The sequence below is a fragment of the Desulfotignum balticum DSM 7044 genome, from assembly GCF_000421285.1.
Taxonomy (GTDB): Bacteria; Desulfobacterota; Desulfobacteria; order Desulfobacterales; family Desulfobacteraceae; genus Desulfotignum; species Desulfotignum balticum.
Genome location: NZ_ATWO01000001.1, coordinates 4674411 through 4687174, shown reverse-complemented (window position 1 = coordinate 4687174; position 12764 = coordinate 4674411). Strand labels below are relative to the sequence as shown.

Here is a 12764-nt window from a genome sequence, read left to right as displayed (position 1 = left end):
ATTCATTTTATGTGCCAGAACTCCCACATTCTGCCTAAGGGGATCTATCTCCCTTTTATCTATGGAGAATCAGCAAAAAAGAGATCTGAAGGAATCCATTATACATCTGATAAAAAATAGGTCTTATATGACCAAGGGCTGAATATGACCTAATTTTTTAGGTTTAAATACCCCTGGTATGAGATGTTTTAAGTTCTGACACCCCTGTCGATCAACAGGATGGCGATTATGAACCGGATATGAAAGTCCCGGCACGTTAATTGAACTATACAGTCTGTGAACGAATCCACCACGCGGATATACATGATCCGCGAACCTAAAAAACCCAAATATATAAAGGAGAACTTTCATGAAATCTTTCAAAATTCAACTTTTTACGGCCCTGGCCTTGGCCATCGTTTTTGTTCTGTCGGGGTGTTCCCAAAAGGAGGTTCAGACCCTCCCCGCATTTACCCTGACGCCATTCAGCGCAGACGAGTATGTGTCATCCGTTGATAATTTCGTCATTGTCCTGGATGCATCCAGTTCCATGGACAAGCCATACATGGGAAATAAAAAATTTGATATGGCCACACAAATCGTCAGCCGCATCAATCGAACCCTGCCGGAACTGGGCCAAAACGGGGCGCTCCGCTCTTTTGGACACAGCCCTGCAGTTTCCGACAAAAACACGGTTCTTTTTTACGGCATGGAGCAATATGTCACATATGCCCTGGGTGAAAGTTTAAAAAAGATATCTGAACCAGGTGGGACAAGCGCCCTGCATACGGCCCTTACCGCCTCCGGTCAGGAAGAACTGGCATCTGTTTACGGTAAAACCGCTGTGATTATCATCAGCGACGGTCAGCCGGAATTCAGTTTGGAATCTCCCATTACCCTGAAAACAGCCCAGGCCTTGAAAGATCAATATGGCCCGGAGCTTTGCTATTATCCCGTCCTTGTTGGTGATGATGAAAAAGGGGCAGTGCTCATGGATGATATCGCCCGTATCGGCGAGTGCGGCTTTGTTTCCAACGCAGATAACCTGTTGACGAACGCAGGCATGGCCGGCTTTGTCGAAGATGTTTTTCTGGCCCCGAAACCCGCACCACCGGTCGCCGCCCCGGCGCCTACTGAAATTAAAGGATTGAATGAACAGGGCGTCTGGGTCGTGGAAGACACACATTTTGATTTTGATGAGTCTATCATCAAACCGGCGGCATTTGAGTATCTGGATCATATTGCAGAAATCATGCAGGCCTATCCCGATATGCAAGTCCAGGTTCAAGGCCATACAGACAGTATCGGCACCAAAGCTTACAATGATGCGCTGTCCATGAGACGGGCCCAGGCAGTAAAGACCTATCTGGTAAACAAAGGGGTCCAAAAAGAGCGTCTGAGCCTTGAAGGATTCGGATTCTCCAAACCCGTGGCATCGAACAATACTGCCGAAGGACGGGCTTTGAACCGACGTGTTGAACTTCATCGAAAATAGACAAAGGAGGCATTATGAACAAGCGTTTTTTTTTGAGGCACCTGGTCATGGTACTGCTCCTGGCGGTCTTCATGGCAGGGTGTGCCGGAACACGAACAAGTGAAAGCACGGGCGAATATATGGATAACTCTGTTATCACGGCCAAGGTGAAGGCGGCAATACTGGAAGACCCGATGCTGAAGGTGTTTCAGATCAATGTGGAGTCTTTCAAGGGAGAAGTCCAGCTGAGCGGTTTTGTGGATTCGGCCCAGGCCGCTGCCAGGGCGGTGCAAATTACCCGAAGGGTGGAAGGGGTTACATCGGTTAAGAACAGTCTGGTTATCAAATAAGCCGGGGCTGGATGAATCATCCGGAGAGCGGCAGTCATGAAGGGTTTAATCCTGATGGATTGCCGCTCCACCCGGGTGTTCCGGCCAAAGAATCCGATAGAAAATTTATTTTACATCCGTCATCTCAACCGGGTCAACTCTTTAAAAGCAGGTGAAAAATGAAAACAAGCATATTGTTGGCTGTCATATTAATCGTCATAGGGATCGCAGCCCTGGGGTATCAGGGGATCTCTTACACGACCAGAGAGAAAGTCGTTGATATCGGCCCGCTGACAATGACGGCAGATAAAACACGGACCATCCCGTTGCCGCCCATCATTGGCGGCCTTGCATTGGTGGGTGGTATCGCGCTGCTGGTCATGGGAAGAAAAAATACCTAAAGGTCAAAGAGACTGTTGGGAAAATAGTGGGGAATCCTGGCCAGGAAACCAAAGATAAAGAGGAAGAGAGTATGATGCAATTTACACAGCCGGATTCAGAAATTAATTTGATGATTGAAACAGCCATCCATAAAAAGCTCATCACCCGGCAGGACTTTCAGAAAATAATGACCTTAGCCGGGCAAGAACTTAAGATTGAAGCGCATGAAAAACAACTATTATGCCACCTTCAGGGCATGATGAAAAACCGTTCAACAGGAGGTCTACCATGAAATCAAGCACCCGGGATAAATCGGAAGGCAAGTGGCACAAAATCAAGGGAAAAATCAAACAGATCACCGGAAAAGCAGTCGGAAACCGTGATCTGGAAGCCAAAGGCAGGGCTGAAAACACGGACGGGAAGGTTCAGGAAAAAATCGGCCAGGTCAAGGACATCGCAGGGAAATAAACAGGGACGTCTTTTAAAAGAAATTGATGGCGTTGAACGTTAAAAAAGGAGGGTATCATGCTTTGGACACTATTTGTGATTCTATTAATTTTGTGGGCGCTGGGACTGTTGACCGGGTATACGATGGGCGGCATCATTCACGCGCTGCTGGTGGTCGCCATCGTTGTGATTCTGATCCAGGTGGTTCAGGGACGAAGACGGGTGTAACCCGCCGGGACCTAAGCCGGACAAGGTAAGGTATTCAAAAAAAGAGGCTGGCATGAAAAAGAATGAATTCATGGAAACATGGGTCCTCCTGGTATGTTTTACCGGGACAGAGGGTACCGGGCTGTGAGACTGCCGGCGCATAAAACCAAAATCGTCTGCACCATAGGCCCGGCCTCACGATCAGAGGCGGTGTTGGAACAATTAATGCTCCAGGGAATGAATGTGGCCCGGCTCAACTTTGCCCATGGCACCTTGCAGGGGCACAGGGAGGATATCGGGCGCATACGTGCTGTGGCGGATAGGGCAGAGCGGTCCTGCATGATCCTGGCGGATCTTCCCGGTCCCAAAATACGCATCGGCAAACTTTTGCATGAACCGCTGCTGCTGGAAAAAGACCATGCGGTCATATTGACCGCCCAGGATTCCGTGGGCACGGCCGATCAGATACCTGTGGAATATAAGCGGTTGCCGGAAAGCGTGAGTCCCGGCAGCCTGATTTTCCTTAATGACGGGTTCATACAGCTTCAGGTGGAGAAGGTCTCAAAAGATAAGGTCTTCTGCCGGACGGTTATCGGCGGCCCGCTTCTTTCCTACAAGGGATTACACCTTCCCGGGGTAAAGATATTCGCGGATGCGGTGTCTGATACGGATCTTGAATTTGTGGCCTTTGCCCTGCAGGAAGGGGTGGATGCCTTCGGGGTTTCATTTGCAGAGTCAGCCGATGACATACGCAAGGTAAAAGCCCTTGCACAAAAACACGGGCAATCCGCGTATGTGGTTGCCAAAATCGAGCGGGCCGAGGCCATTGCCAATTTTGAAGAAATTGTCACGGCTGCCGATGCCATCATGATTGCACGCGGCGACCTGGGGGTTCAGATCCCGATACAGGATGTGCCGGCGGTTCAGAAAAAACTGATCAACAAGGCGAATCTTTTAGGCCGGCCTGTGATAACAGCGACACAGATGCTGCTGTCCATGACAGAGAATATCCGGCCGACCCGTGCCGAGGTATCGGATGTGGCCAATGCGATTTTTGACGGGACAGACGCGGTGATGCTGTCCGAAGAGACGGCCATCGGAAAATATCCTGTGGAGACGGTTGAAATGATAGCGAAAATAGCCACATCTGCCGAGCGGGAACGAAAAACTGTCCAGACGCTGGCCGATTTGCCCGCATATTTCAGGACGGGTGCGGGTTCCGACAGTATCCGTGTCGAGGACATCTTTTCCCTGAATACCGTTGAATGCGCCAACGCGTTACATGTGCGCTATATCCTTGCCCGCACGCAAAGCAAGGGCGCCGCGTGTTTCATCTCCAGATTCAAGCCGGACTGCTGGATACTTTCCTTTCGTGGTGATGTAAAAACGAACCACTTTTCAGCCCTGTCCTACGGGGTTTATCCAGTCTTCCTTGAGGATAAAACAAATGCCTTTTCCGATATGGCGATGCGTTTCCTGATCAAAACCGGGATGGTAGAAAAAGACGAAAAAATGATTTTGATAGAGGATGAATCCCATGACGTCATGCCGGAAACCTTGTTGATGAAAATTTTTAAAGTCTGAACAATCAACGCCTGAACAAGGAGTGCGAAGACAAGGCGCCCTGTTTTGTCCGCACTGGGCAAAAAGCTTGGATTTCAGATGAACCAGCACCCCGGCCCTGAAAAAGAATTAGAAATGGTATCTCGTTATTCCGCGGGGGAAGTTTTATCCTGGGCCGCCTGCTGACCGCTGGTGTTCAACTGTTCCATTTCTTTGAGAATCTGCTGGCGTTCTTGCTCTGCTTTTTCCAGCCCGGCCTTGGCTTCGTCTCGTTCCAGGCGGGCCTGGGTCAAATCGTTTTTCAAATCTTCAATTTCCGCCTTGGCTTTGGCGATTTCTTTTTCAGCCTCATCGAATTGTCCTTTTTGCTCCTGAACAGTCTCATCGATTTTTTCGCCGGCTTCTTCGGCCGGACCGTTACAGCCCGGCAACAGAAAAAAGAGGAAAAAGAGGGAAAATACACAAACGAGCATTTTTTGGTGCGTCATGACGGTGTTTCCTTTCAAATCAAAAAAAGTTTGTGGTCAACCCGCGTTGACCCGGTGTGGATGTGTTCAGTCTGTCGACTGCGGTCCTGACGATTATGTCCGGGAACACATCAGGCAATTTTACATATGCGAAAAACATGCCAGTATAGAGTTATTTGTTTTCCGGATGTTTGGCTGCCTGGCCGATGCATGAACCGGCCGGTCACTGATGCGGATCTAAAAAAACGGTGACCACCCTCTGCAAAACCTGCAAATCGGTGAAGCGCTGATTCAGGGGGTGAGCGTAGTCAGGAAGATCGGTCGGCAAGGTTGTCTGGTCAAATATGATGCATTGGCCACATTCGACCCCTTCTCTTTTTAGGGTTCTGGCTGCTGAAGATGAAAACGGTATTGATAATTTCCAGGCAGTGGCGGTTTTCATGTAACAAAGATATCTCCCAGAAGGTTCTGTGACTATTATCTACGTCTTTTACAATAATATTAATCGGTTTGTTTCCGCGCCCCTGACAGCATCTGGCACGCAAGGTGCAATCTTTTTTTTCAGTTTTTCGAGGAGGCTATTCAAGGGCTTGCCGCCTGAAAATTTCAAGACAATTTATGAGTTTTTATCCGAGGAGGGGAACAATGAAACTTTAAATACATACTGAACAGATAGCCGATCCAGTTATATTAAAAAATCAATTCAAAGACAGGAGAAAAGTAAAATGAAAAAATTAAGGTATTGTTTGGCAGTTTTGGCCGCTGTGGCCTCTATGGTGTTCATCACGGCCCCGCTTTTTGCCACTGAGACGGATGACCGTATCGAATCATCCGCTAAAAACACCCATGTGTTCAAAACCTTTCTCAAGGACGATCAAATAAATATGAAGTCAAAAGATGGATTTGTCACCTTGACCGGGACGGTTCTGGACGCATCCCATAAAACATTGGCAGGAGAAACCGTTGCATGTCTGCCCGGAGTCAAAGGTGTGGACAACAAGCTGGAAGAAAAGGGTGAAAACCGCCCTGCTGAAAAATCAGATGCGTGGCTCATCACCAAAGTGAAAACCACCCTTTTGTTTCATAGAAACGTCAGCGGTCTCGGAACCGAGGTTCTCGCCGACAACGGAACCGTCACTTTGCGCGGTGAGGCCGACAGTGTTGCACAAAAGGACCTCACAACCGAATATGTCATGGATGTGGACGGTGTTGACAAGGTAAACAATGAAATGACCGTGTCTGATCCAGCCGCCGAAAAACCGGATGACAAAACAATAGCTAAAAACATGGATACGGTTATCGAAGCGGTTGATGATGCATCCATTACCGCGCTGGTCAAAACCTCGCTGCTTTACCATCGTTCGACCAGCGGTCTGAGCACCAACGTTAAGACCAAAGACGGGGTGGTCACCCTGGAAGGCAAAGCCACGACTGCAGCTGAAAAAGATCTGGCCGGGAAATACGCAGGCGATGTTGACGGCGTAAGAAGTGTCAATAACAAGATGACCGTTGAATAAGCCTGGTTCAGTATCCATTGGGTCGGCAACCCCACGCGCCACTGAATATGTTTCACTGGCGGTTTTCCATTATGTTTACCAAGGAAGATAACCCATGACAACAGGCACAATTTAGGACAACAGTGATGGCCAGCAACGAGAGACTCCGCAAGGAAAGCGGCCTGCCGGACTATCCCAGGACAGAAACGTCACCGCGTCCGATTTCATTTTATGTGATATTGGGGGCGGTGCTGTTTGCCTTTATCCGGACATTCTCTCTGCTTTCGCCCATTCTGCTCTCTTTTTTGCTGGTGCTGCTTATTTCCCTTGCCGTCAATCCGGTGATTTCCCGGATGCGGGCGTGGACAGGCGGCAGAAAGATACCGACAGGATTGGTTGTGGCAGGATTGACTGCAGTCATGGTTTTGGCGGGCTGGTCCCTGTTCGGACCGATGAAGGACTCGGTCATCAAAATTTCAGTTGCCGTACCGGATTACTGGGAACGTCTGCAAAAGCCGCTGATCAAAATAGAGCAGCAGGCCGTTATTTTTGAGGAAAAACTTCAGGTTGAGGTCAGCACTGAAATTGCCCGGGAAGACAGGAGTACAGAGAAATCAGAAATCATACCTAAAATCCCCCCGCAAGCCTTACATCTTGAAGAATCAAACTCTTTTCGCTCCTATTTGAACGGGATGTTTAAGGATCTGTTCGGCAGTTTCACGGCCGTGGCTTTTAACGGCGCCCATATACTGGTCGTTCTGGTAACGGTTTTTTTCGGTGTGGTGTTTATGCTCATGAATCCCCGCCCGATTTTCGGGGCAATGCTTTCCTTATTGCCTGAAGAGCATCACCCCAAGGCGCTGATCATTTTGCAGCGCATCGGAAAATTCATTCCTGCCTGGGCCGGGGCAACCGCATTGGGAATGCTGACTATCGGTTTTCTGGTATTTTTGCTCATGTGGCCCATCTTTGGTTTTATGGATGCCCTGGTCCTGGGACTTATTGCAGGGGTTCTGGAGGCGGTTCCTTTTATGGGTCCGATTCTCAGTGCCCTGCCCGCACTCTTGCTCGCTCTGGGCCAGGGAGGAATGACGCCGCTGTGGGTCCTGCTCATTTTCGCTGCGGTTCAGGCTCTGGAGAACAATATGATCCTGCCGTTTATCATGGCCCGGGGCATGAAACTGCATCCCCTGGCCGTGATCTTTTCCGTTCTTTTGTGCGTGGCCGCCTTCGGCGTGCTGGGGGTTCTCATCGCAGCCCCTCTGGTCGCAATTGTGCGGATTGTGCATGATGAACTTTATCGAAAAAGATTTCTTCCCCATGTAACAAACGAAGACCTGGATCATCTGGCAGGAATTGCCTTGCATGAAACCCGGCCGGATGAGCGGTGATACTGTTTTTATTTGCCGCTTGCAGGCAGATATGGGGAGCGGGCGACCAGATCAATATAGATCTGCCCGCATTCTTTAAAGCGTCGGCCGCCGGCCGCCGAGGCCCGGCTTAAACAGGACTTGGCTTGAGGTATAGGAGATCAGTATGCGACTCAAACAGATTCCGGACCTGATCAAAAAATCAGTAACAGCCTGGTTGGTTGATTATGCCCCGAGCATGGGGGCCGCGATTGCCTACTACACATTGTTTGCAATTACACCGCTGCTGATCATCGCCATCGCGGTGGCCGGCTTTTTTTTTGGCCATGAAGCCGCCCAGGGTGAAATCATCGGCCAGATCCGAAACCTTATCGGGCATGAAGGAGCCATTGCCGCTTTCGGCAAGTGGCTCAATAGCCTGTTTTCAGGTTGGGAAGTATTTTTATTTGCCCTGGATTTGAGTATTTCCTTTGCTATTACGACACTTTTGTTTGCGCTGATCTATAAATTTATGCCGCGGGCTAAAATCCCCTGGCAAGATGTATGGATTGGGGCGGCAGTCACCGCTTTTTTGTTCGCCATCGGCAAATTCCTCATCGGTCTCTATCTGGGTAAAGTCAGTGTCGCATCCGGTTTCGGCGCTGCCGGGTCATTGGTTATTTTATTGCTGTGGGTTTATTTCGGGGCACAGATTTTTCTGTTCGGCGCTGAGTTTACCTGGGTTTATTCAAATACATATGGATCCAGAGCCGCTCAGCATAAAAGGTCTGAAGGATAGATAATATGACCATGGAAATTGGAGTGGTTTTTACGAATATGAGAGGAAAACCGATGCAGGAACCGCATATCCTGACTGCTGAGAATGTTTTGAAGCATCATGCAACAATTGCCGGGCAGGGATTATCAGGTGCCGAGGCCGCACAGCGGCTTGATACGCACGGTCCCAACGAACTGGTGGAAAAGGGCAGAAAAAGTGCCTGGCGCATTCTGCTGGCCCAGGTCAAAGAGGTGATGATCCTGATCCTGCTGGCAGCCGTGTTCATTTCGGCGGCACTTCAGGAATATATTGATGCCATCGTTATTTTCATCATTGTCGTGCTGAACACCCTTCTCGGCTTCTGGCAGGAATTCAAAGCGGAAAATGCCATGGCCGCGCTTAAAAAAATGACCGTGCCCAATGTGCGGGTGTTGCGTGATGGTTCAGAGCAGCAGATTTCAGCCAAAGATCTGGTTCCGGGGGATATTTTGCTGATCGAATCCGGAAATGTCGTGCCGGCCGACGCCCGTCTCATAGAAGCCGTCAACCTTAAGGTTCAGGAAGCCGCCCTGACCGGTGAATCAGAATCGGTGGACAAACATTCCCACCGGCTTGAAGGGGATGATTATGCCCTGGCGGACCGGAAAAACATGATCTATATGGGGACCGTGGTTACTTACGGGCGCGGATATGCCGTGGTGACAAACACGGGAATGCACACGGAACTGGGGAAAATCGCCACGCTGCTGCATGGGGTGGAAGATGAAAAGACCCCTTTGCAGCGCCGGTTGGCCAGGCTGGGCAGATCTCTGGCCATGGCGGCAGTGGTCTTGATTTTTGTGGTGGCCGGGTTGATGTACATGCAGGGTGCCGGATGGAAGATGATGTTCATGACCGCCATCAGCATGGCAGTGGCCGCTATTCCAGAAGGCCTGCCGGCGGTGGTCACCATTGCCCTTGCTCTTGGTGCCCAGCAGATGCTGAAAAAAAATGCGCTGATCCGGCAGCTTGCTGCGGTTGAAACCCTGGGCAGCGTGACCGTGATCTGTTCGGATAAAACAGGGACATTGACCCAGAATAAAATGTCTGTGACTCAAGTGGTGCTGCCGGATCGCCGGGTGACTTTTGACCCGGCAGTGGTCGGACACACACAGGATATCGATCTTTCTTTGCTGCTGCTGACAGGAATGCTGTGCAACGATGCAGTGATAAACGATGGCAATGGGCATGATATTTTAGGGGATCCCACCGAAGGGGCGCTGGTGATTGCCGCCCGTCAGGCAGGACTGGTCCAGACCGATCTTAATACACTTTTGCCGCGTGTACGAGAATTGCCCTTTGACTCGGAACGCAAACGCATGTCCACGGTTCATGCCATGCCAGTTTCTTTTGATAAGGCTTCTGCCTATCCCGTTTCTGCTTTATCTGAACAGGACGGACATACCGACCATATCCTGTTGACCAAGGGAGCCGCAGACGGATTGATCGATGGTTGCGGCCGCATCCTGATAAACGGGAAGATCGAGCTTCTCGATGACAAACAAAAAAATGCAATTCTGGCTGAAAATACCGCCATGGCTGAAAACGGTATCCGGGTGCTGGGGCTGGCATATCGGTTTGTTGATGAGGATGAACTGGACCGGCCAAAGCGTTATGAACAGAACCTTGTTTATCTGGGTCTGGCCGGCATGATCGATCCGGTACGTCCTGAAGCCGTAGAGGCGGTGCGGCTTTGTAAACAGGCGGGCATCCGGCCCGTGATGATCACCGGAGACCACCCCCTGACGGCTGTCGCCATTGCACGACAATTGGGCCTTACGGATACAGACACATTCCTGACGGGCCAGGATCTGGAAAAGATGACTGAAGAAGAGCTGGCTACCAGGATTCCGGAAATCTCGGTTTTTGCCCGGGTTTCACCCAGTCATAAAATGATTATCATCGATGTGTTGCAAGAACATCACGAGATCGTTTCCATGACCGGGGACGGCGTCAATGATGCGCCGGCCCTGAAATCAGCTGATATCGGTGTGGCAATGGGGATTACCGGTACCGATGTCAGCAAGGAAGCTTCCGACATGGTTCTTCTGGACGATAATTTTGCCACCATTGTTGCCGCCGTTAAAGAAGGGCGCCGTATCTATGATAATATCCGTAAATTTGTCAGATATATTCTCACGGGAAACACGGGCGAAATCGTTGTGATGCTTACCGGGCCGCTGCTGGGCATGCCGCTTCCGCTGCTTCCGATTCAGATTTTATGGATCAACCTGGTGACCGACGGCCTACCTGCCATCGCCCTTGGATATGAAGAGCCTGAGCAGAAAATTATGGATCGCCCGCCGTTTGATCCGAAGGAAGGGATCTTTGCCCGGGGTTTGGGATGGCAGATTATTATGATGGGACTGATCGTGGGTCTGATTTCAGTGGGAGCCGGATACGGGTTCTGGAATAATGGCACCGGTTCGCCGGCCTGGCAGACCATGGTTTTTACTATGTTGACTTTCTGTCAGATGGCCTATGCACTGTGCGTTCGTAAACAGCATGAATCATTGTTTTCCTATTCCTGGTTCAGCAATCCCATGCTTTTAGCCGCCGTGGGAGTTACGTTGATTTTGCAGATGATTATCATCTATGTTCCTTTTTTCAACCTGGTTTTCCGCACATTCCCTCTGAGATGGGAAGAGCTTTCCGTCTGTGCCGTCGGAGCGGTGGCAATCATAGTCATCACAGAGGTTAAAAAATTGTTTCTGCGCAAAGATCAGCAGAAATTCAACCCGTGACACCGACAGCGGTGTTTGACCTCTCAGTTTTAATGACGGAAATGACTGAGAATTTCTCTGATTTATGAGGCATCACCTCTGTCGATTTGCTCAAAAACAGCAAAGGCTGACGTGAGAGTTTTTTGAAATAATATAGAAGTTAGAAAACGCAATAAACAAAAAAGGAGAATGAACCATGAAAGTCCTATTCATGCTATTGGTCGGCCTCTTAGTGTGCAATCCAATGGGGGCATCTGCAGATTACAGCGACGGACTGGATCAGTACCTTCGCGGGCAATACAGCAACGCACTCAATGAATTTACGCCTCTGGCCAATAAAGGAAACCCTGATGCCCAATACATTCTTGGCAGTATGTACGCCCAGGGAAAGGGCGTGCTGCAGGATTATGCCCAGGCACATGCCTGGTTCAATCTTGCAGCTTCGCAAGGTCATGAAAAAGCGGCTCTTTATCGTGATGAGATTGCCCAGAAAATGACTTTCAACCAGGTAGCCAGGGCTCAACAACTGGCAAGTCAACGGCAGTCTGAAACAAGAACGGGAGAAACGAAAAGAATCGACAAAAACCTGATTGTCTCCATCCAAAAACATCTGCAGGACTTAGGCTACTATTCTGGAGCGATTGATGGATTGACGGGCCGGAATACAAGCAGGAGTATTCGTCAATTTCAAAGAGATGTCGATCTTTCGCAGACGGGTCAGCCGTCCCATGCGCTGTTAGAAACGCTGGAGGATACCGTTACCCGGCAAACAGAGCAAAGAAAATCGTCGGCCTCCCAAGGTTCCTGGACAACGGTTTTACTGGAAGATGCGTTTACGGATGGAGATTTCAGCACAAACCCGGGATGGACACCTGTTTCAGGTAACTTTTGGGTAGATTCAAATTATTTTTTGCGCTCTGAAAGAGCTGTTTCTAAAACGATGCAATCCGATCAACCAGATAGTGCTGAGAAAAGGATAGCAGATATATTTGGGCAAGTAGTCAAAGAGATGATGAATCCACAACAGGGGACACAGGCCTCAAACCTTTCAGAGCTTTATATTCAACAAAGGATTGATAATGCTTTTGCCATTGAAGTCACGATGAAAATGCTGTCAAATCAAGTTGGGCAAAGCTTCGAGTTCAGAACGTATCACGATCAATACCGGAATTCAGGATATGTGGTCAAATTCCTGCAGGAAAATGAACAATCCCTGGCTTTAATCCGCTTTGATCCATCAGGATCTTCGGTTATCGATATGACACGACCGGGGAGAATGTTCCGTCAAAATGAACTTCAATCTTTTTCTTGGATGCGATATGCAGATGGAGAAATGAAGGTGATGATAGGAAAAGATGAGGTGCTGAATACAAAAGACAACATGTTCAAGGCATTTGACGGTATTTCGTTTATCAATGAAGGTGGGGACTATGCTGTAGACCGTATCCGTGTTTTGGGCTCTCATAGATAAACACCAACAGCCGGGCCGGACTGACCCTGGCAGTTTCGTTTTACGAACAGGATCCCGGGGA

Annotated in this window: 14 protein-coding genes; 12 read left to right on the top strand and 2 right to left on the bottom strand. The window is 49.4% G+C overall.

Annotated elements, in window-relative coordinates:
* Positions 1-349 precede the first annotated feature (349 nt).
* The 7 genes from K365_RS0123385 to pyk all read left to right on the top strand — a co-directional run bounded on the left by K365_RS0123385 (position 350) and on the right by pyk (position 4401).
* On the top strand, positions 350-1474 hold the full coding sequence (locus tag K365_RS0123385; protein WP_024336559.1) for an OmpA family protein: 1125 nt from the start codon (positions 350-352) through the stop codon (positions 1472-1474).
* 14 nt (positions 1475-1488) lie between these two features.
* The gene (locus tag K365_RS0123380; RefSeq protein ID WP_006964349.1) at positions 1489-1803 is read left to right on the top strand and encodes a BON domain-containing protein; all 315 of its coding nucleotides are present in this window, start codon (positions 1489-1491) and stop codon (positions 1801-1803) included.
* Positions 1804-1961: 158 nt separating this feature from the next.
* The gene (locus K365_RS0123370; protein WP_006964350.1) at positions 1962-2183 is read left to right on the top strand and encodes a hypothetical protein; all 222 of its coding nucleotides are present in this window, start codon (positions 1962-1964) and stop codon (positions 2181-2183) included.
* Positions 2184-2254: 71 nt separating this feature from the next.
* Positions 2255-2455 carry a hypothetical protein gene (locus K365_RS0123365; protein ID WP_024336558.1) on the top strand — a complete coding sequence of 67 codons (201 nt, stop codon included), beginning with the start codon at positions 2255-2257 and terminating at the stop codon, positions 2453-2455.
* Positions 2452-2631, top strand: a complete 180-nt coding sequence (locus K365_RS0123360; protein ID WP_024336557.1) for a CsbD family protein — start codon at positions 2452-2454, stop codon at positions 2629-2631. The genes K365_RS0123365 and K365_RS0123360 overlap by 4 nt, the downstream gene beginning before the upstream one ends.
* A 57-nt stretch (positions 2632-2688) precedes the next feature.
* The gene (locus K365_RS28155; RefSeq protein WP_006964353.1) at positions 2689-2838 is read left to right on the top strand and encodes a lmo0937 family membrane protein; all 150 of its coding nucleotides are present in this window, start codon (positions 2689-2691) and stop codon (positions 2836-2838) included.
* Positions 2839-2916: 78 nt separating this feature from the next.
* A complete protein-coding gene (gene pyk / locus K365_RS0123350) occupies positions 2917-4401 on the top strand; it encodes a pyruvate kinase (protein WP_051147902.1) in 1485 nt (494 codons plus the stop codon).
* Positions 4402-4526: 125 nt separating this feature from the next.
* On the opposite strand, the gene K365_RS0123345 is transcribed toward pyk, so the two are convergent.
* Together K365_RS0123345 and K365_RS28150 are read right to left on the bottom strand one after the other, a co-directional pair.
* Positions 4527-4868, bottom strand: a complete 342-nt coding sequence (locus K365_RS0123345) for an HlyD family secretion protein (protein WP_006964355.1) — start codon at positions 4866-4868, stop codon at positions 4527-4529.
* A 202-nt stretch (positions 4869-5070) separates the two neighbouring features.
* Positions 5071-5289, bottom strand: coding sequence for a hypothetical protein (locus K365_RS28150; protein WP_156887781.1), 219 nt, complete (start codon positions 5287-5289; stop codon positions 5071-5073).
* 283 nt (positions 5290-5572) lie between these two features.
* Between K365_RS28150 and K365_RS0123335 the strand changes: the two genes are divergently transcribed.
* From K365_RS0123335 to K365_RS26950, 5 genes are all read left to right on the top strand, one after another.
* A complete protein-coding gene (locus K365_RS0123335; protein ID WP_024336554.1) occupies positions 5573-6364 on the top strand; it encodes a BON domain-containing protein in 792 nt (263 codons plus the stop codon).
* Between the two features lie 125 nt (positions 6365-6489).
* A complete protein-coding gene (locus K365_RS0123330; protein WP_024336553.1) occupies positions 6490-7734 on the top strand; it encodes an AI-2E family transporter in 1245 nt (414 codons plus the stop codon).
* Between the two features lie 145 nt (positions 7735-7879).
* Entirely contained in the window at positions 7880-8491 is a 612-nt protein-coding gene (locus tag K365_RS0123325) for a YihY/virulence factor BrkB family protein (RefSeq protein WP_029725739.1), read from the top strand.
* 53 nt (positions 8492-8544) lie between these two features.
* Positions 8545-11253 carry a cation-translocating P-type ATPase gene (locus K365_RS0123320; protein WP_024336551.1) on the top strand — a complete coding sequence of 903 codons (2709 nt, stop codon included), beginning with the start codon at positions 8545-8547 and terminating at the stop codon, positions 11251-11253.
* A 175-nt stretch (positions 11254-11428) separates the two neighbouring features.
* Complete coding sequence (locus tag K365_RS26950; RefSeq protein WP_024336550.1) at positions 11429-12703, top strand: SEL1-like repeat protein; 1275 nt, start codon at positions 11429-11431, stop codon at positions 12701-12703.
* Positions 12704-12764: the final 61 nt, after the last annotated feature.